This window comes from Salaquimonas pukyongi, from assembly GCF_001953055.1.
GTDB classification, from domain to species: Bacteria; Pseudomonadota; Alphaproteobacteria; order Rhizobiales; family Rhizobiaceae; genus Salaquimonas; species Salaquimonas pukyongi.
In genome coordinates this window covers 2021525-2041380 of record NZ_CP019044.1, presented here as the reverse complement: position 1 = coordinate 2041380, position 19856 = coordinate 2021525, and the positions used below count along the sequence as shown (strand labels likewise).

Below are 19856 nucleotides of genomic sequence, written 5' to 3'. Positions count from 1 at the left end.
TAAAATCTCCTTGCTCAGGAAGCCGCTTCCACCATGGCCATTCCTTCGCCGCGGTAGTGGCCGGCGGTACTTACAAGAATGGAGGATGGGGGAATTTTAACCGGCTTTTCGGCAGGTTCAAACGGTTCGTAGAAACCGCCGTTTTTCAGCGCCATTGCGGCAAGGGCGATGCCGAACGGGAAATTCGCCTCGATGGGGTTGCCGATCATCGATGTGTAGGCGCGGATCGCAGCCTCCATGCCGAAACGGCTGCGCAGCGCATCCAGTTCCAGACCGGTAATGCCGGCATAACCGCTGGCGCCCGACAGGATCGCCGGGCGGCTGTCGCGGTCCAGCGGCAGGGTTTCAAGCATGCGGTTGAAGCGTGCGGTGGTTTCGTCTTCATCACGGCCGCCCAGATCGGAGGCAATGGCCGAGATTTTGGCATAGGGTTTTGCGCCCCGTGCCCTGGCATGGTCTTCAGATTCCAGAACCAGAAAGGCGCCTGCCGATCCTGGAACCATGCCGCCGCCGGCCTCCTGGCGTTCCTGAACGGGCGCAGCCGAATCGCGGGCCAGATAGCGGCCCAGCTCGATGTTCAGGAAAAGGTCCACCCGTTCAGCGTTATAGCCACCGCCGACCAGCAGATGGCTGCTCTGGCCATGGGAAATTCTCGCCACCGCATCGCGGATGGCGGTAACGCCGGCCGATTCTTCGCCCATATAGGTGCGCGAAGAGCCGGTTACCTTGTGAACAATGGAAATGTTGCCCGCCATCAGGTTCGATAATTGCGCCAGAAACAGGGTAGGGCGCAGGTCCTGGGGCAGGCGTTCGTTGAGAATAAGGTCGCGGTCGTTGCGGGTCTTGGCTTCCTTGAGGATTTCGGTGTCCACCTCAAGGTCCCGCTCACCACCGCCGGCGCAAACGACAAGGTCCATGGTGGAAACCAGTTCCTCGACTTCCTTCATGCCGGCGTCTTCAAGCGCAAGTCCGGCAGCGTAGGTGCCGATGCGCTGCCAGTTCTCCATCTGGCGCATGTCCTTGCGCGACATCTGCGCGGTCCAGTCGATTTCCGGCAGGGGATGAACCGCATAGGGTGCATAGGTTTCGCGGTCGATCGGTGCTGCGGCGGCATCGGCCGAATGGAGTTTTTCCCAATGGGCATCGGCGCCTTCGCCGAAACAGGACACCAGCCCGATACCGGTGATCCACACGTCATTCTTCTTGTCAGTCATTCAGTTTCCAAAGCGTGTTTGGCAAGGGTTTCCAATCAGGCGCCGTACTAGCAGGTATCAGAAAATGAAAACACCCCAAAACAGGGTTGCCGGGCGGTTCTACATCGGGCGTGTGGATACCGGCCTCAAGCCGGTTCCTGCTTCATGCCGGCGACCTGCTGCCTGATCATGCCCTGCAGTTCATCGCTGGGGAACGGCATGATGGTAAAGGTGAGCTGGGCGTTTGCCACCCGTTTGCCCTGCGAGCGGATTTCCGCACGGGTTACTGCAAAGCCCGAACCCTCATGTTCGATCTCGGCCTTGATTTCGAGCGCGGTCCTGGGGCCAACGAAATCCCTGAGTTTGCCTTCTTTTACGCCCGCCAGCAGCGGTATCTTTGCAAAATCGATCGTGTGCATGATCAAAATGCCGGAACACTGCGCCATGGTTTCGATCATCAGCACGCCGGGAACCAGGGGATGGCCGGGAAAATGTCCCTCGAACACGGTGCTCTCGTCGGGAACCGTGGAGCGGGCATGCATCACCTTGGCCTCAAGATCGACTTCGGTGATGCGGTCAATCATCTGGAAATATTCAAGCTGCATGGGTGGCGGCCATTTCCCGTTTGAAAGTGATATCAACAAAACAGGCCCCGTGGGGGCCTGAATTCAGGTGGAATTGTATTGCTGTCCGCCCAAGGGCGCGGGCATCACGCCTTTGCGGCGATCAACTCGTCGATCTTGGCGACCAGGTTCTTCATCACGAAGTATTCTTCGGTCGAAGCCTTGCCGTCATTGACTTCCTGGGTCCAGGCTTCAAGCGGAATCTTGATGCCGAACTCCTTGTCGATGGCAAATACGATGTCGAGAAAATCCAGGCTGTCGATGCCCAGATCGTCGATCGTATGGCTGTCCGGCGTAATTTCTTCGCGCGGTATCTCGCTGGTTTCGGAAATGATGTCAGCTACTTTGTCAAAGGTGCTCACGGTACAACCTCTTGTTCTGTTTGCCGGCTATTGCCGTTCTTCGGCGATTTTCCGGCGCTAGACCCGCTGGGGGCGGGTTCTGATGCCTTGCATGCCCTCATTTACCTGAAAACCAGTTTTGACTGGCGAATTCAACGCAAAAATGCGGGGAGGAGGCTCGCCCGGCATTATTGAACTGTCTTCAAAAGGACTCGGCGCGGTGTTTATCCGCGAATGGCGCCGATGTCTATAGTGGAAGCGCATCAAGTTAGCTGATAAGAGACCGCCTCAAATCGGCACGATATACAGGGACAGGATCAAAGATGATATCCGCCAGTCAGCTACGCCTGCCGTATGGCATGTGGAATGCCGGTCTGGCATGTCTGGTGTTGCTGGCAGCGATCGTCCATGCCCCATTTGCAAATGCCGATTGCAGCACCCCGAACAACACCAAACTGACGGTCAATCTGCCCGATTATCCGTTCTGGCGCGCCGTCGCACAGCACATGGAGCAGTGCGGCAATGTCAGCGTCGAATATGGTTTCGATGCAGCCACAGTCGAGCCCGACCCGGGAAAACCGGACCGCAATCTGGGATCCCTGGTCGGCATCTCCAATGCCAGCCTGGCCCGCCTTGCCGGCCAGAACCTGCTGCGGCCGCTGGATGATCTGGCGGAGCGCTACAAGGTATTGCTGCACCCGCGCCAGTTGATCCGCCACAACGGCAAGGTGATCGCCATTGCCGTGGCCGCCAATACCAAGGCCCTTGTCGTCCACCGCGAATTGCTGTCCCAGGAAGGCATTGAAACACCAGCAACCTATGACGGCCTGCTGAAGGCGGCGGAAAAACTCAAGGCGACTAATTCAAAACTGTTCGAAGCACCCCTGACGCTTGCCTACAAGCCGGGCTGGAATCTCACCCAGGAATTCCTGGACCAGTATCTGGGTGCAGGCGGTACGCTGTTCGGCAAGGACAACAAGCCGACCGTTTCCACAGACAAAGGGATTGCCACGCTGGAGCGCATGAAGCGCCTAGGCCAGTATCTTCCCAAGGATGCCCGCGAGCGCGACGGCGCCGGTGTACTCAACGATCTGATGCGGTTTACCGCGCCGATGTCGGTGACCTGGATCAGCAGCGTCGGGCCCCTGGACAATCCGGCGGTCAGCCGGGTTGCCGGCAAGATGCAGATCCTGCCAGCACCAGCGATCGAGAAGGGAGGCAAGCCCGCCGTAACCTTGTGGTGGGAAGGGTTTGCGATTCCAGTCAGCGCTACGGTGGAAGAGGCCGAGGCGGCGTTTCTGACAGCGCTGGAGGGGCTGGACCAGGACATGCTGGCGACACATGCCTGGGAAGCCCTTTGGCTGGTCAAGGATTACAAGCCGGGCCGCCTTACCAAGGAAGTGCTTTCTGCAATCGATGCAGGCATTCCGGTCTATCCCGACAGCCAGGCGCTTAATCTGTTGCGGCGGGCCTTAAACGACCAGATCGAGGCGGTTATGTTTGACGGGCGCGACCCGGCTGCCGCATTGCGGCGGGCCGAGGATGACTACCGCAAGGCAGCCCGGGAACTGGGCTTGCCGGGCTTCTGATCCGGTTTAAAATTAGCTTTCTCTGCATATTGCGCTTCTCCTTTCCTGACGGTTGGCGGAACCGGGTGATCGCATCCGCTCGTATGAAACCGGGCGCTCGAATGAAAACCGGATGGTTTTACCACAAAACACTTGCCAAAATTACAAATAAATGAAATTCTGAATGGATATTTCATTTCGGCCCTGATGGCCGAAGATTGCCGGGAGGACGCCGGTGGCAGGGCGCATCGATTCGAAAGCGTTTGTCGCTCCGCAGGTGGAAGACAGCCTTGCGGAGGCGGAAACTGCCGAACGGGCAAATAGCAGCGCGGCGCCGCACCATCATGTGGGCAATGACATCAGGGCACTGCGCAAGAGCCGCGGCCTGACGCTTAACGACCTTTGCGAGGCGCTGGGGCGGTCCATCGGCTGGCTGTCGCAGGTCGAGCGCGGCCAGACCAACCCTTCCATTCCCGATCTGAAGGCGATTGCCGGGCACTTCGGCGTGCCGGTGAGTTTTTTCTTTCGTAATGCCGATGCGCCTGAAGCAGAGCGCGGCTGGATCGTGCGCGCCCATTCGCGGGCCGTCATGGGATCGCCCGATGACGGCCTGGCAGAGGAGTTGCTGTCACCGGACCTTGGCGGCGAGTTTGAAATGATCCGCTCGGTGTTCGCGCCCGGCGCAAGGCGGGAAGTGATGGCGGCCCGCGACACACAGGACGGCGGCTATGTGGTCAGCGGCGAGTTGGAGATGACCATTGGCAGCCAGACCTATGTGCTGAGGGCGGGCGACAGTTTCCAGTTCGACCGGCAGCCCTATGGATGGATCAACAGGGGGGACAGACCGGCGGAAGTGATCTGGATCATTTCACCGCCGACCTATTGATGCACTGATTCAAGAGTTGAAAAAGACGAGTCAAAACAGCGGGATGAGTGAAATGTCTGAAAAAGGGAATCAAGCCTTTCCAAGCCAGGCCAGGGTTGTGATCATTGGCGGCGGTGCCGTCGGCGCGTCCTCGCTGTATCATCTAGCCAGGGCGGGATGGACCGATTGCGTTCTGGTCGAGAAGAACGAGTTGACGGCAGGCTCAACCTGGCATGCGGCAGGCAATGTGCCGACCTTTTCTGCCTCCTGGTCGATCATGAATGTACAGCGCTATTCGACCGAGCTTTACCGGGGGCTTGGGGAAGCGGTCGACTATCCGATGAACTATCACGTTACCGGCTCGGTGCGGCTGGCGCATTCGAAGGAACGCATGCAGGAGTTTGCGCGGGCTGCAGGCATGGGCCGCTATCAGGGCATGGATATCGAGGTCGTCAGCAATGGTGAACTCAAAAACCGCTATCCTTTTCTGGAAACGCATGACCTTCGGGCGGGCTTTACGACCCCTATGACGGCGACATTGACCCCGCACAGCTCACCCAGGCGCTGGCCAAGGGTGCACGCGACTTGGGCGCAAGAATCATCCGGTTCTGCCCAGTAACCGGTGTCCGGCGCGAAAACGGCGAATGGGTGGTAGAGACCGAAAAGGGGGAAATCCGCTGCGAATATGTCGTCAACGCCGCTGGCTACTACGCAAAGCAGGTCGGGCAGATGTTCGGGCGCAACGTTCCCATGATGGTGATGGAGCACCAGTACATTCTGTTCGAGGAAATCAAGGAGCTGAAGGAGTGGGCTGAAAAAGAGGGCCGCAAGCTGCCGTTGTTGCGGGACGTGGATTCCTCCTACTATCTGCGCCAGGAAAAAAACGGCATGAATCTGGGCCCCTATGAGCGTAATTGCCGTGCGCACTGGGCCACTTCGGACGAACCGATGCCGGAGGATTTTTCCTTCCAGCTTTATCAGGACGATCTGGAGCGGCTCGAATGGTATCTGGAAGATGCGATGGCGCGGGTGCCGATCCTGGCAAAGGGCGGCTTGTCCAAGGTGATCAACGGGCCGATTCCCTATGCGCCTGACGGCAATCCGCTGATCGGACCAATGCCCGGTGTACCGAATGCGTTCGAGGCGTGTGTCTTCACCTTTGGCATTGCGCAGGCCGGGGGTGCGGGCAAGGTGCTGGCGGAATGGATAACCGAAGGCCAGACCGAGTGGGACATGTGGTCCTGTGATCCGCGCCGCTTCACCGACTATTGCGATCACGACTACTGTGTTGCCAAGGGGATGGAAGTCTACGGCCATGAATATGCCATGCATTTCCCGTTTCACCGCTGGCCGGCTGGTGCGAACAAGAAACTCTCGCCAATCCATGAAACGCTCGTTGCTTCGGGGGCGCAGTTCGGCGCCTATAATGGCTGGGAGCGTGCCAACTGGTTTGCGAAAGAAGGCGATGATCTTTCCGAAGAATCCACCCAGACCTGGGAGCGGGAAGGGCCATGGTTTGCCCGTATCCGCGAGGAGTGCCACGCGGTGCGCGATCATGCCGGCATTCTCGACCTGCCGGGCTTTTCGCGCTTTGCGGTGCGTGGCGAAAACGCCGTCGAGTGGATCGAGAGCCTGATTACGGGCTCGGTGCCCAAGGTGGGGCGTGTCGGGCTCGGTTATTTTGCCGATGACAGGGGGCGCATCGTTACCGAGATGTCGTTGTCGCGCATCGAGGAGGAGGGCGTTTTGTGCATCACGGCCGCAGCGGCCCAGTGGCACGACCGGGAGTGGCTGGAAAAGCATCTGCCGGAAGATGGCAGCATCACCATAAAGGACGATACCACCGACTATACCTGTTTCATCCTGACCGGGCCCATGTCCCGGGACATTTTGAAGGGATGCGCTGATCTTGATCTCAATCTGCCCTGGCTCTCGGTTCAGCGCGGCAGGGTCGATGCCCATGACGTGATGTTCATGCGGGTTTCGTTTGCCGGCGAACTGGGCTGGGAAATCCACTGCCGCAACGGCGTTGCCGGTGATGTCTATGACAGCCTGATGGAGGCGGGTGATCGCTACGGCCTCAAACCGTTCGGCATGTTTGCGCTGAACTCGCTGCGGCTTGAAAAGGGCTATCGTGCCTGGAAGGGAGACCTTTCAACCGACTACACCATTCTGCAGGGCGGCCTCGACCGCTTCGTGAAATGGTCGAAACCGGACTTCATCGGCAAGGCTGCGCTGGAGAAGGAGCGCCAGCAGGGTGTTTCCAAGCGCTTTGTAACCCTTGTGGTCGAGTGCGATGACTTTGATGCGCCCTACATGTCAACGCTCTGGCACATGGGAGAGGTTGTCGGCGAAACGACATCGGGGGGCTACGGCCACCGGGTGGATAAATCGATCGCCCTCGGCATGCTGCGGGAAGACCTGACGGTGCCTGGCACGCGCCTGGAAGTGGAAATCTACGGCATGCGCTATCCGGCGGAAGTGCAGGAGGATGCCCCGCTGTGGGATCCCAACAATGAAAGGCTGAAGGCATGAAGCTCAATGCCTTTGCCAGGAAGGTGATCGGCGAATTCCCGCTCGGCTTCGTTGCCACGGTTTCGGCGGAGGGAAAACCCTGTGTTTCGCCCAAGGGCACGTTTTTGGTGCTTGACGGGGAAACGCTTGCCTTTGGTGAAATCCGCTCACCGGGGACACTCGCCAATCTGAAGGCAAACCCCGAATGCGAAGTGAATTTCGTCGATCCCTTTCTGCGCAAGGGAGTGCGGCTGCGCTGCAAGGCGGTGCTGGTCGAACGCGGCTGCGGCCGCTTCGATGACCTTCTGCCGCAATGGCGGGCTGTCTGGAATACGCTCGCCGACCGCATCAACACGCTGGTGTTGCTGAAGGTCGGGGAGGCAAAGCCGCTTACCACGCCGCCCTATGACGAGGGAGCAAGCGAAGCGGAGATGATTGCGCTCTACAAGAAGAAATATTCGGAGATTTACCCATGAAGCGCGTCGTTCTTCTCGATGGTGGTATGGGCCAGGAACTGCTCAAGCGGTCCGGCAAGCCGCCTTCACCGCTCTGGTCTGCCCAGGTGATGATGGATGAACCGGAGATCGTGGAAGCGGTGCATCTGGACTATATCAGCGCCGGTGCACGGGTGCTGACGCTCAATACCTATTCGGCAACGCCTGAGCGTCTGGCCCGCGATGCGGAAGAAGCCCTGTTCGAGCCCCTGCAGCAACAGGCCATCGCGGTTGCCAAATCTGCACGCGAAAAGAGCGGTGAAAGCGTTGCCATCGCCGGCTGCCTGCCGCCGCTTTATGCCAGCTACCGCCCGGATGTGGCACCGGACCATGAACCGATGCTGGCAACCTACCGGCGTGTCGTGGCGGTGCAGGCGCCTCATGTGGACTGTTTTTTATGCGAAACGCTCTCCTCGGTGAAGGAGGTTGAGGCTGCCACCGCCGCCGCGAAGGAAGGCGGCAAACCGGTATGGACCTCAATGACGGTTGAAGATGGCAACGGGCTGAAACTGCGCTCGGGTGAAGCGGTTGCAGAAGGCGTTTCGGCCGCGCTCACCGCCGGAGCGGATGCCGTTCTGGTCAACTGCTCCTGGCCTGAATCGATTGGCGAAGCCATGACAGCGCTGAAGCAAAGCGGCCTGCCGTTTGGCGGCTATGCCAATGGCTTTACCGGCATCGGTGCGCTTCAGCCCGGCGGAACCGTGGAAGAGCTGAAAGTGCGCGACGATCTGGGGCCTGACCGGTATGCGGCTCATGTCATGGACTGGGTCGGGGCAGGGGCGGTTATTGTTGGCGGCTGCTGCGAGGTGGGCCCGGCGCATATAGCCAGGCTTGCACAAACTCTTGTTGAAAACGGTTATAAAACGGTGGGGACGCTCGATGACTGAAGCAAAGGCAATTCCCGGCAAGGCGCGGGCGGTGGTGATCGGTGGCGGGGTGGCCGGCTGTTCGGTTGCCTATCATCTTGCAAAGCAGGGCTGGAAGGATGTGGTGCTGCTTGAGCGCAAGCAGCTTGCCTGCGGCACCACCTGGCACGCGGCGGGCCTGATCGGCCAGCTCAGGGCAACGAAGAACATGACCCGGCTGGCGAAATATTCCGCCGATCTTTACACCCGGCTTGAAGCAGAAACCGGGGTGGCAACCGGTATCAGGCAATGCGGTTCGATCTCCGTTGCGCTGACGGATGAACGGCTGGAGGAACTGCACCGTTCTGCATCCATGGCGCGGGCCTTTGATGTCGATGTTGAAGAGATATCGCCGGAAGAAATCAAACAGCGTTACGAGCACATCAACCTTGACGGGGTTGCCGGTGGGGTGTGGCTTCCGCTCGATGGCCAGGCCGACCCTGCCAACATCGCACAGGCGCTGGCGAAAGGCGCAAGGCAGATGGGGGCAAAGGTGATCGAGGGCGTGAAGGTCACTGAAATCCATGAAAGCGTTGTGGCCGGCCAGCGCATCGTCTCCGGTGTTTCCTGGCAGCGTGACGGGTCCGGCGAAAGCGGAACCATCGACGCTGAGATGGTGGTCAATTGCGGTGGCATGTGGGCCCATGAACTGGGCCGCCAGAACGGTGTCAACCTGCCGCTGCATGGCTGCGAGCATTTTTACATCGTAACGGAGAACATTCCCGGGCTTGCCCAATTGCCGGTGCTGCGGGTGCCCGATGAATGCGCCTACTACAAGGAGGATGCCGGCAAGATCCTGCTCGGTGCGTTCGAACCGGTATCCAAGCCCTGGCCGCCGCTTGCAAGCGGAGAGCGCATTCCGGAGGACTTCTGTTTCGACCAGCTGCCGGAGGATTTCGACCACTTTGAGCCGATCCTGGAAGATGCGGTCAACCGCATGCCGATGCTGGCGGAGGCGGGCATTCACACCTTTTTCAACGGGCCAGAAAGCTTCACGCCGGACGATGCCTATCACCTCGGCGAGGCGCCGGAAATCCGCAATTACTTCGTGTGCTGCGGGTTTAATTCGATCGGCATCCAATCTGCGGGCGGGGCCGGCATGGCGCTTGCCTACTGGATGGAGCACGGCCATCCGCCGTTCGACCTTTCCGATGTGGATATCCGCCGCATGCAGCCCTTCATGGGCAACAAGACGTTCGTGCATGAGCGGGCGAAGGAAACGCTCGGCCTGCTGTATGCCGATCATTTTCCCTACCGCCAGAAGGCGACGGCGCGCGGCATCCGCCGCTCCCCGTTTCACGAGCACCTGAAGACACATGGGGCGGTGTTTGGTGAGGCGGCCGGCTGGGAAAGGGCCAACTGGTTTGCCAATGAGGGTGAAGCGCGGGAATACCGCTATTCGTGGAAGCGGCAGAACTGGTTTGAAAATTCCGCCGCCGAACACCGCGCCGTCCGCGAGAATATCGGCATGTACGACATGTCCTCCTTCGGCAAGATCCGGGTTGACGGGCGCGATGCGGAAGCCTGTCTCAACCATATCTGCGGCGCGGACATGTCGGTTCCGGCGGGCCGTATCGTCTACACCCAGTTTCTCAATGCGCGGGGCGGGATCGAGGCGGATGTAACCGTCACCCGGCTTGGTGAGACAAGCTATCTGATCGTGACTCCGGCAGCGACCATGGTGCGCGAGATGGAATGGCTTGCCCGTCACCGGGGCGACTTCGAGGTTTCCTTTGTCGATGTGACCGCCGGCGAAGGCGTTTTGGCAGTAATGGGACCCAATGCACGGGCCGTATTGCAGAAGGCAGCCCCGTTTCATGACTGGTCCAGCGACCATCACCCCTTCGGTACGGCGCGGCAGATCGAACTGGGCATGGGCCTTGCCCGGGCGCACCGCGTTTCCTATGTGGGCGAACTTGGCTGGGAGCTCTATGTTTCTGCCGATCAGTGCGGCCATGCTTTTGAAACACTGATGGAAGCCGGCGAAGCAGAGGGCATGAAACTGTGCGGCATGCACATGATGGATTCCTGCCGCATCGAGAAAGCCTTCCGCCATTTCGGTCATGACATCACCAGCGAGGATCATGTGCTGGAAGCCGGTCTCGGCTTTGCCGTGAAAACCGCCAAGGAGGATTTCATCGGCCGCGATGCGGTGCTGCGCAAGAAGGAGGAAGGGCTGAAACTGCGGCTGCTGCAATTCCGCCTGACCGATCCCGAGCCGCTGCTTTATCACAATGAACCGGTGCTGCGTGATGGCGAGATCGTCGGCTACATCTCTTCGGGCAACTACGGCCATACGCTGGGGGGCGCCATCGGCATGGGCTATGTGCCATGCGAGGGCGAAAGCGCGCAGGATGTGCTTGCATCCTCCTACGAAATCGAGATTGCCGGCACGCGGGTGGGTGCCGAGGCTTCCTTGAAGCCGATGCATGATCCGAAAGCTGAAAGGATGAAGGCATGAGCGCATCTTCCCGCCACCAGGCATTTTTCGACCTGCATCAATCGGGCTGTTTCGTCATTCCCAATCCATGGGACATCGGCTCGTCGCGGATGATGGCAGCGCTGGGCGCCAGGGCGCTGGCTACGACCAGTGCCGGATTTGCCTTTACGCTGGGAAGGCCGGACATGGGCCAGATCAGCCGCGATGAGGCGCTTGCCCATGCCCAGGATATCGTTGCGGCGACCGATCTGCCCGTCAGCGGTGACTTTGAAAACGGATTTGCCGACGCGCCGGACGATGTTGCCGAGACCATAAAACTGGCGGCAGAGGCAGGGCTTTCGGGCTGTTCCATCGAGGACACGCAGATGGTCGAGGGCAACCCGGCCTATGATTTCGATCTGGCGGTGGAGCGGGTGAAGGCGGCGGCAGCGGCAGCAAAGGCCCTGCCGCACCCTTTTGTCTTTTGCGCCCGCGCCGACGGCGTGATGAACGGTGCCTACGGCCTTGAGGAGGCGATCCGGCGCATTCAGGCCTTCGAGGCGGCAGGTGCCGATCTGCTCTATGTTCCGGTTCCACCAGGCGTTGAAGAGCTGAAACAGGTGCTTGCCGCTGTCAGCAAGCCGGTCAATGCGCTGGCTGCCGGGCCGCTGGCAAAGTGCAGCGTCAGCGAATTGGCAGCGCTGGGTGTGCGCCGTATCTCGCTGGGTTCGATGATTTCCAGGGCAACCCATGCGGTTATTCGCGATGCGACGAAAGCGATGCTGGATGAGGGCAGTTTTGCACCGCTGGCAGGTGTTGCAGGTGGAGCGGAAATTGACGGTCTGCTGCTGGCAGGAGCGGCAGGCAAGGGTGGCGGGAGGTAGCAAGCCATGGATCAGGAAAGCATGCGCCGGTCGCGGCGCAGCGGTGGCAGGGCAGGACGGCATGCAGTGCGTTCTGCCCCTTTGACGGAGGACATCAAACCGATCCGGCCCGGCATGGAAGGCGGTGCGTACAAGCCGTTGAGCGAAACCGGCATGCAGCGCATCCATGAAGCGGCGCTTGAAGCCATGGAGGTGATCGGTTTTGCCGATGCGCCGGAAAGCGGGGTGGAAATCCTGACCGGCGCGGGCTGCATTCAGGAGGAGGACGGGCGTATCCGGTTTCCCCGTGCGCTGGTCGATGACATGCTGGCCAAGGCGGCAAGGGAGGTTACGCTTTGCGCCCGCGATCCGGCTCATGATCTTCAACTCTCCGGCAACCGCGTCCACTATGGGACGGCGGGTGCAGCGGTTTATGTGGTGGACCAGGAAAACCGCGAGTACCGCGAATCCACCCTGCAGGATCTGTTCGATGCGGCGCGGATCACGCAGGAACTGGACAATGTGCATTTCTTTCAGCGCCCGATGGTTGCCCGGGACATCGAAGACAATTTCGAGATGGACCTGAACACCATCTATGCTTCCTGTGCGGGCACGAAAAAGCATGTGGGAACGTCGATCTTCGATCCCGATTATGTCGATGGCTGTCTTGACCTGTTGCATCACATCGCCGGCGGCGAAGACAAATGGCGCGAGCGGCCCTTCGTTTCCAATTCAAACTGTTTTGTCGTGCCGCCCATGAAATTCGCCACGGAAAGTTGCCGGGTGATGGAAAAATGCATTGCGGGCGGCATGCCGGTATTGCTGCTCTCGGCAGGCCAGGCAGGCGCAACGGCCCCCGCGCCGATTGCCGCCGCCATCGTCCAGGCAGTGGCCGAGTGCCTTGCCGGCATGATCTATGTCAACGCCATCAAACCTGGCCATCCTGCGGTGTTCGGCACCTGGCCTTTCGTTTCCGATCTGCGGTCGGGTGCCATGTCGGGCGGGTCGGGCGAACAGGCACTGCTGACGGCAGGCTGCGCCCAGATGCACCATTTCTACGGCCTGCCGGGCGGGGCGGCAGCCGGCATTGCCGATGCCAAACTGCCGGACATGCAGGCCGGCTGGGAGCAGATGTGCTCGAACGTGATGGCCGGGCTTTCCGGCCTCAACATGGTCTATGAAGCTGCCGGCATGCATGCCTCGCTGCTGGGCTTTTCGCTCGAAAGCCTGATTTTGGGAGACGACCTGCTGGGCCAGGCAATGCGCTGCGTGCGCGGCATCGAGGTCACCGAGGACAGCGTGTCGCTCGATACGATGAAGGAAGTCTGCCTTGAGGGTCCGGGGCATTATCTTGGTTCCTCACAGACGCTCGAACTGATGCAGCGCGACTATGTCTATCCGGCGATTGCCGACCGGCTCAGCCCCAAGGAGTGGGCGGAGGTCGGCAAGCCTGACCTGCTGGAACAGGCGATCAAGCGCAAGCGTGAAATCCTTGATGCACCGCGCAAGGCAAACATCGATCCCGTCGTGGACAATGAGATCCGCAAGAAGTTTGCGATTCATCTGGGCGCGGGATGAGGGAAGATCAGCGCGGTATCCCCGGTGGCCATCTTCAGGCGCTCGCGCAGCAAGAGAGGCCCGGGCATCTTGCGTTGAAGGTTATGCCCTATTGCAGCGGGATAGAGAGCCTGACGTTGCCACCCATGGCCTCGTAGTCATCAATGCCAAGCCCATCATAATAACCATTGGCAGCTAGCGTCCAGCCAAGGGTGTTGGTGAATGAGAAACCTGCATCCACTCTTGCCCTCATGCCGTTGTCTCCCAGAGTGTTGGCTTGAGAGGCATTATTGTTTGCAGCGTCGAAATTCCATACACCGGCAATGCTGAAAGCAGGTGAGAAGACGGCGCCATTTCCCAGTTGAAGGGTTTTGGAGAAACCAGGGCCGAACTTCACCTCGCCTAAGGTAATCGTCTGCTCTGGTATCGTCCGGGTGAGGCTATCAGTATAGCTGCTCTGTGTTTCCTCCCAATAGGCAACGCTCAGAGCCGGGCTGATGGTCAGACCGTCAATGATATAGGTTCCTTTCAGCTTACCGGAGGCCATGAAACGTTCGGTATCAAAGTCATCCTTATACGTTCCAATGGGAGATACATTGTTGTCAGAGCGCCCCCAAAGGACCTTTGCCTCATAGAAAAGCGATGTCCCAACAAACCTGCCTGCAACATATGGTCCTGCCATCCAGCCATGACCATCAGATTCGGAGTTGGCTGTCTGGTTTTCCTCACTGGCCCAGTCCAATTGCATCATGCCGCCGACTATGAGATTGGGAGTAAGGAAGTAATGGGCACCCAAATATCCAACCCACAGGGAGCTTTCAGCATCCCCCGCCGCAGATCTTGCCCCATAGATTTCTGTCCAGATGTCATAACGTCTGGAAGGCATGGCATTGTAGGAGCTTATATCTTCCACTCCATCCCCTAAATCCGCTCCATAGGCACGGTCGCCAGAATCTATTTCATTGCCATATGATGTTTTTGGGATCGTTGTATCGGAATCCGTCGGTGAGCCAGAGTTTCTTTGGGCTGGAAACAGGCTGGCAAGACTGGAAGTATGGGCTTCTTCATCCCTGTGCGTTTCTTCACTGCGGCCACTGACAAGAGCAGAAAGGGACTTTTCCTTTTCCCGTTCCAGTTTGGAAAGACTGGTCGAAAAAGCAAGGTCCATGCCTTGCTCATTACCATTCAGGCTTAGAAATCCGGCGGGACCACCACCTTCGTTGTTGGTTCCATTCAAATAACCGATCATGCCTGGCTGGTTAGCCAGGATGTTATTGGCCCGGTTCAGCATGAATTCGGAAATTATCTTCTGGGTGTGTTTTACCGTAGAGACCACACTTGAGCTAGCGGCACACTGATTAACCGGAATGGTTCCCGCTGTGAGTTCAATACCAGTTGGAAGTGACAGCGTGTTATCAGCTGCAACTACGATTGTACCAATCCATGAAGTTGCGCCGGTGTTGAATTTGATTGTGTGGGTCTGCCCCGCCGTCAATTCGATCGGTGTTCCTGGTGTAAACGGTTTCCCATTGACGCAAGTCCCATCAATGTTTGCTGTATTTGAGTTTACATCAAACCAAATCTCACGTCCGTAGCCCGTACCTCTGTGACCAAATACAAACGTTGAAGTGGTATCACCCAGGCCAAATGATATCATGTTCAATCCGCCTCCGGAGGACTGACTTACGCATTGCTGAGTATGTTTGCGGCCCCGAAAACCAGAAACATTATGCAGTTGGTTTAGCGTAACATTATTGTAATTTGTGGTAAAAGACGCCGGGCATAAAAATGTTGTATCGCCTTCTTGTTGAGCAGCCGCATCTGTTGGATGAAACAAGAACCAGATTACGCTAATCGAGATAACAATAGTTCTAAAAAACGGCTTGTTGTAATCCAACATATCAAAAATTCCCCAAACAGCTTTCAAGGGTGCCGTTATAATTGCGCTAGGACGCCCGCGCATTCAGCCTCGGGGAAATACTTCCGCCACCAAATGAATTGGAAAATATCGCGCAGCGCAGATATCTGGTAATTAAATAGGAAGTTTTTCCAAGAGTCTTTTATTTGTTAATAAATTGATAATTATTACTGAGGCTGTCTCTTTAATATCACGCCAGTTTGAAGTGGATTTTGATAGCCCGAATGAGAGTATTTTTTTGATAACCTGAGTGCAGGGACACAAATCAGATTGGTGGATAAAGTTTGTCGTGGTGCGCTTGGATCGCCCGATTCCGTTGAAAAACTCCTTCGATCACCGGGATTGAGGGGGTAAGGGGCGGGGTTCAATTGCCGACAGGAAGCCTTCATTGGGTGCCCCCATCGGTGCAAACGTGTTGGTCTCGTGCTGGAAACCGGCAATGGCGATGCGGGCTGTGCGGGTCATTGTTTACTCTCTGCGTCCTGTTCCCCCAGTTTACTGTTCCTCCAGTGTCCTATTCTCCCCTGGGAAACCGCTTGTCGTCTTCCAGGCGATCGAGGTTCATGTGGTTTCGCATATACTGTTCGGAAGCCTGTTTGAGGGGCTGGAAGTCCCAGGGGTAATAGGCACCGTTTCGCAGCGCCTCATAGACCACCCACCGGCGGGCCTGGGAGGCGCGCACTTCCGTGTCGAAGGCCGCCATGTCCCATTGGGCGCGGATGCGCTTCATCCATGTTTCCACCAGTTCGCCATTGTCCGGGTCTTTGGCAAGATTGACCTGCTCGTGGGGGTCGGCCTGCAGGTCGAAAAGCTGCGGCGGGTCAAGTTCGCAGTGGTTGAACTTGTAGCGCCCGTCGATCATCGAAACGAGTGGCGCGTAGCTTGCTTCGGCGGCATATTCGATCATGACCGGGTGGGGGCGGGGTTCGCCGGCAGCTACCGGCAACAGCGTTTCGCCGTCGGTCCAGGGTGCAATCTCGCTCATGTCGACGCCGGCAAGATCGCACAGGGTCGGCAGGATATCGACGTTGGAGACCGGCTCGGCAATGAGTCCTGGTTTCATCTGCGGCGCTGAGACCATCAGCGGAACCCGCGACGAGCCTTCGTAAAAGCACATCTTGAACCAAAGGCCGCGCTCGCCGAGCATGTCGCCATGATCAGAGCAGAAGAGGACAATCGTGTCCTTGGCCTGCCCGGTGGTCTCCAGCGCCTCCATCACCTCGCCGATCTTGTCGTCGAGATAGGAGATGTTGGCAAAATAGGCACGCCGCGAGTGGCGGATGTTTTCTTCGGTGATGTCGAAACTGAGCCAGTCATTGGCCTTGAAGATGCGCTGGGAATGTGGATCCTGATCGTCGAGGGGAATGGCAGGAACTTCCGGCAGCAGGTGCTCGCAATCCTCATACAAGTCCCAGTATTTCCGGCGCGCCACATAAGGGTCGTGGGGATGGGTGAAGGAGACGGTGAGGCACCAGGGGCGCCGGTCCGGTTTGCCGGACGTACGGGCAAGGTCATAAACCTTCATCTTCGCTTCATGGGCTACGTTGTCGTCATATTCCATCTGGTTGGAGATTTCGGCGACGCCTGCGCCGGTTACCGAACCCATATTGTGGTACCACCAGTCGATGCGCTCGCCGGGCTTGCGGTAGTCCGGCGTCCAGCCGAAATCGGCAGGGTAAATGTCGGTAGTCAGGCGTTCCTCGAAACCGTGCAACTGGTCGGGGCCAACGAAATGCATCTTGCCGGAAAGGCAGGTCTGATAACCGGCCCGGCGCAGGTGATGGGCATAGGTAGGAATGTCGGAGGCAAATTCTGCCGCATTGTCATAAACACGGGTGCGGCGGGGCAATTGCCCCGACATGAAGGAGGCACGGCCAGGGGCGCAAAGCGGGCTTGCGGTATAGCAATTGGCAAAGCGGGTGGCCTGATCGGCCAGCTTTTTCAGGTTTGGTACATGCAGCCAGTCTGCCGGGCCATCGGGAAACAGCGTGCCGTTCAACTGATCGACCATGAAGATCAGGATGTTGGGTTTTTGCTTCATTTTTGAATTCCTTGGTGGCAGGCGCTGATATGGCGGTTTGTTTGCCAGAAGATCAACGGAAAGGCCGTTCCGGCGGCGGCAGTGGCAATTCCGTCAGCGGCCCGCGTTTCCTAACGGTTTATTGTGACCGGTTTTTCTTTTCTTGTTCCGAAAACGGCTTTGTGACGGATCGCACAGCGACCGGGAACCGATTGGGCGATGATGCGTTCAATACAGAGAGGAAGAAACCATGTTGAAGTCACTGTTTGCCGCCATCGCCATCGCCACCGCCGTAACGGGTGCCGCCGCGCTTGCCGATGGCAAGGGCACCGACATCCAGTCGGCAAGCGCTGTCATCGAAGGCCGGGAAGGGCATGTGGATTGCCGCGATCAGGTATGGCCCAACATTGACAGCCAGTGCCTGAGCCCCGTTTCGGAACAACTGAGCGTGCGTTCAGCCCGGGTTGTTGAAATGTAGAATATCCCGTGGATTTCCATCCGCAGGACCGCCTATTCCTGGGGCATCCATTTTGCCTTGCGTTTTTCCACAAAGGCCAGCGTTCCCTCGGCGCCCTCATCTCCCGTAACCGCATCCACAAACAGGCTTGCAGCATGTTCGACCAGCGTGTCGGACTGAACGAAGCGGGCTTCGCGCAGCAGTTCTTTCGACACTGCCACGGCGCGCGGCGCACAGCGAAGACAATCTGAAATCGCGTTGGCAATCGCATCGTCCATGTCCTGCGTGACCGCATGGACCAGACCGATGCGATGGGCCTCTTCGGCGCCCAGCCTGGCGCCGGTGACGGTAAGGCGCTTTGCCTCTGAATAGCCGATACGTTCCAGCAGGACCGGTGCGATCTGGGCCGGGATCAGGCCGAGGGTTGCTTCCGGCAGGGCGAATTTCACCGTATGGGAGGCGATCGCGATGTCGCAGGCGCAGGCCAGGCCGAAACCGCCGCCCATCACGGCGCCTTCCAGTGCGGTGATCACGGTTTTCGGCGTTGTTGCAAAACGCGCCACCATGGCACCGAAGGCGGAGGAAAGTTCGTGGATTGCCTTTGCCGGGTCATCGGCGTTGCGGGCATTGGCCATGTCCTTGATGTCGGCGCCGGCTGAAAAGTTTCCATCGGACCCGCGGACGACGACAATACGGATGGCATCGCTCTTTTCGGCATCCCCCAGCGCATCGACAAGTTCTTCAAGCAGCGCCAGGGACATGGCGTTCTTGACCTGTGGCCGGTTGAGGGTGAGGTGGCGCACGCCGCCTTCGTCACGGATCAGGATCAGCTTGTCGCTCATGCCCTAGGACGCCTTTTGTTCGTTGTGGCGGCTTGCGGCGAAACGGTAGATGCGCTCGCATGCCTCTGCAATGTCTTCATCGGAAATGGTGAATGCAATGCGCACACAGCCGTCCGCCGAGGGGCCGAAGGGCTTGGCGTCGAGTACGGCAACCTTTTCGTTCCGGTACAGTTCGGCAGCGAACTCCGCCGAGCCATAGCCGGTCCCGGTAACGTCCAGCAGCACATACATCGCGCCTTCGGGGGCAATGGGATGCAGGCCAGGTGCCCCGGCAAGCTTGTCGAGCACGATGTTGCAGCGCCTGCGGTAGATGTCGCGCATGTCCTCGACGTCCTTCTGGCAGTCGCGCAATGCGGTCACCGAGGCATGCTGGATAAAGGCGGAAACACCATAATGCATGGCAATGCCGGCATTGTGACAGTGATGGATGAACGGCTCGGAGCCAGCCACCCAGCCGACCCGCCAGCCGGTCATGGCAAAGGCCTTTGAAAGGCTGCCGCAGGTCACGGTGCGTTCTGCCATGCCGGGCAGGGCGGCCATCGAATGGTGTTTGCCGTCATAGACCTGACCGGCATAAACCTCATCGGCGATGACCCAAAGATCGTGGCGTTTTGCGATATCCGCGATGGCTTCCAGCTCCGCCAGGGTGAAAACGGCGCCGGTCGGGTTGTTGGGATTGGCAAACAGGATCGCACGGGTGTTCGCCGTTATCGCCTTTTCGATCAGTTCGGGCTGGGGACGGAAGCCGGTTTCGCGCGGACAGGCGACGGGGACCAGTTTCGCGCCATTGATTTCGAAAGTGGCCTGATAGGTCAGATACATCGGCTCAAGCGCGATGATCTCGTCTCCTTCCTCAAGCAGACACAGCGAGGCGGCAAACAGGGCGTTCTGGGTTCCCTGGCAGATCATCACATTGGCCGGGCCAACCTTGTAAGCATCTGTGGAAACGCCGGAAACGCGCATCAGTTCATCGGCCACTGCCTCGCGCAGGTCAGGAAGACCCGGAATGTCGATATAGTGTGTGTGGCCTGCATCCATCGCCTGTTTGGCGCTGTCGATGATCTTTTGCGGTGTGTTGAAGTCGGGGTCGCCGACGGCGAGAATGATCACATCTTCGCCCGCGGCCTTGTCCTTCCAGGCCTGGAACAGAATATCCCAGGCTGCAGACCCTTCATTGGCGGTACGAGAGATGAGGGAAGCGTATTTCGGCATGGCAGGCCCCGGCGGTTGGCGGTTGTCAGCGAGGGTTAGCAGGGCTGTGATGGCAATGGCAAGGG

The 19856-nt window shown here is 58.6% G+C and carries 17 protein-coding genes and 1 pseudogene; 10 read left to right on the top strand and 8 right to left on the bottom strand.

Translation table 11 applies throughout. The annotated features are described in order from the left end of the window. Positions 1-14: 14 nt before the first annotated feature. The 3 genes from BVL55_RS09835 to BVL55_RS09825 form a co-directional block, all read right to left on the bottom strand. Positions 15-1214 carry a beta-ketoacyl-ACP synthase gene (locus tag BVL55_RS09835; RefSeq protein ID WP_075996743.1) on the bottom strand — a complete coding sequence of 400 codons (1200 nt, stop codon included), beginning with the start codon at positions 1212-1214 and terminating at the stop codon, positions 15-17. Positions 1215-1339: 125 nt separating this feature from the next. Beyond that, the gene (locus BVL55_RS09830; protein ID WP_075996742.1) at positions 1340-1798 is read right to left on the bottom strand and encodes a 3-hydroxyacyl-ACP dehydratase FabZ family protein; all 459 of its coding nucleotides are present in this window, start codon (positions 1796-1798) and stop codon (positions 1340-1342) included. 104 nt (positions 1799-1902) lie between these two features. Beyond that, positions 1903-2178 (bottom strand): acyl carrier protein, encoded by a 276-nt coding sequence (locus tag BVL55_RS09825; RefSeq protein WP_075996741.1) that lies wholly within the window; start codon positions 2176-2178, stop codon positions 1903-1905. Between the two features lie 302 nt (positions 2179-2480). Between BVL55_RS09825 and BVL55_RS09820 the strand changes: the two genes are divergently transcribed. The 9 genes and pseudogenes from BVL55_RS09820 to BVL55_RS09785 all read left to right on the top strand — a co-directional run bounded on the left by BVL55_RS09820 (position 2481) and on the right by BVL55_RS09785 (position 13363). After that, positions 2481-3746 (top strand): ABC transporter substrate-binding protein, encoded by a 1266-nt coding sequence (locus tag BVL55_RS09820; RefSeq protein WP_083649479.1) that lies wholly within the window; start codon positions 2481-2483, stop codon positions 3744-3746. A 214-nt stretch (positions 3747-3960) separates the two neighbouring features. Continuing rightward, positions 3961-4611: a helix-turn-helix domain-containing protein gene (locus BVL55_RS09815; protein WP_244530479.1), complete on the top strand. Its 651-nt coding sequence runs from the start codon at positions 3961-3963 to the stop codon at positions 4609-4611. A gap of 43 nt (positions 4612-4654) precedes the next feature. Further along, positions 4655-5736 (top strand): annotated as a pseudogene (locus BVL55_RS17325) (NAD(P)/FAD-dependent oxidoreductase); the annotation flags it as partial. Positions 5737-5823: 87 nt separating this feature from the next. Beyond that, positions 5824-7125, top strand: a complete 1302-nt coding sequence (locus BVL55_RS17320) for a glycine cleavage T C-terminal barrel domain-containing protein (RefSeq protein ID WP_428977283.1) — start codon at positions 5824-5826, stop codon at positions 7123-7125. After that, positions 7122-7580, top strand: a complete 459-nt coding sequence (locus tag BVL55_RS09805; RefSeq protein ID WP_075996739.1) for a pyridoxamine 5'-phosphate oxidase family protein — start codon at positions 7122-7124, stop codon at positions 7578-7580. The genes BVL55_RS17320 and BVL55_RS09805 overlap by 4 nt, the downstream gene beginning before the upstream one ends. Next, on the top strand, positions 7577-8485 hold the full coding sequence (locus tag BVL55_RS09800) for a homocysteine S-methyltransferase family protein (RefSeq protein ID WP_075996738.1): 909 nt from the start codon (positions 7577-7579) through the stop codon (positions 8483-8485). Before BVL55_RS09805 ends, BVL55_RS09800 begins: the two co-directional genes overlap by 4 nt. Continuing rightward, on the top strand, positions 8478-10964 hold the full coding sequence (locus BVL55_RS09795) for a GcvT family protein (RefSeq protein ID WP_075996737.1): 2487 nt from the start codon (positions 8478-8480) through the stop codon (positions 10962-10964). The genes BVL55_RS09800 and BVL55_RS09795 overlap by 8 nt, the downstream gene beginning before the upstream one ends. Next, positions 10961-11806 (top strand): isocitrate lyase/PEP mutase family protein, encoded by an 846-nt coding sequence (locus tag BVL55_RS09790; RefSeq protein WP_075996736.1) that lies wholly within the window; start codon positions 10961-10963, stop codon positions 11804-11806. Before BVL55_RS09795 ends, BVL55_RS09790 begins: the two co-directional genes overlap by 4 nt. 6 nt (positions 11807-11812) lie before the next feature. After that, positions 11813-13363 (top strand): trimethylamine methyltransferase family protein, encoded by a 1551-nt coding sequence (locus BVL55_RS09785; RefSeq protein ID WP_075996735.1) that lies wholly within the window; start codon positions 11813-11815, stop codon positions 13361-13363. 88 nt (positions 13364-13451) lie between these two features. Here BVL55_RS09785 and BVL55_RS09780 read toward each other — a convergent pair whose 3' ends face one another. From BVL55_RS09780 to betC, 3 genes are all read right to left on the bottom strand, one after another. Next, positions 13452-15242 (bottom strand): autotransporter outer membrane beta-barrel domain-containing protein, encoded by a 1791-nt coding sequence (locus tag BVL55_RS09780; protein WP_156892501.1) that lies wholly within the window; start codon positions 15240-15242, stop codon positions 13452-13454. Positions 15243-15593: 351 nt separating this feature from the next. Beyond that, positions 15594-15725 carry a M81 family metallopeptidase gene (locus BVL55_RS16530; RefSeq protein ID WP_156892500.1) on the bottom strand — a complete coding sequence of 44 codons (132 nt, stop codon included), beginning with the start codon at positions 15723-15725 and terminating at the stop codon, positions 15594-15596. 49 nt (positions 15726-15774) lie between these two features. After that, the gene (gene betC / locus BVL55_RS09775; protein ID WP_075996733.1) at positions 15775-17301 is read right to left on the bottom strand and encodes a choline-sulfatase; all 1527 of its coding nucleotides are present in this window, start codon (positions 17299-17301) and stop codon (positions 15775-15777) included. 229 nt (positions 17302-17530) lie between these two features. Here betC and BVL55_RS09765 point away from each other — a divergent pair, with 229 nt between their 5' ends. Beyond that, the gene (locus BVL55_RS09765) at positions 17531-17758 is read left to right on the top strand and encodes a hypothetical protein (RefSeq protein ID WP_075996731.1); all 228 of its coding nucleotides are present in this window, start codon (positions 17531-17533) and stop codon (positions 17756-17758) included. A 32-nt stretch (positions 17759-17790) separates the two neighbouring features. Here BVL55_RS09765 and BVL55_RS09760 read toward each other — a convergent pair whose 3' ends face one another. Continuing rightward, positions 17791-18579, bottom strand: a complete 789-nt coding sequence (locus BVL55_RS09760) for an enoyl-CoA hydratase/isomerase family protein (protein WP_075996730.1) — start codon at positions 18577-18579, stop codon at positions 17791-17793. A 3-nt stretch (positions 18580-18582) separates the two neighbouring features. Further along, positions 18583-19791 (bottom strand): pyridoxal phosphate-dependent aminotransferase, encoded by a 1209-nt coding sequence (locus BVL55_RS09755; RefSeq protein WP_075996729.1) that lies wholly within the window; start codon positions 19789-19791, stop codon positions 18583-18585. Positions 19792-19856 lie beyond the last annotated feature (65 nt).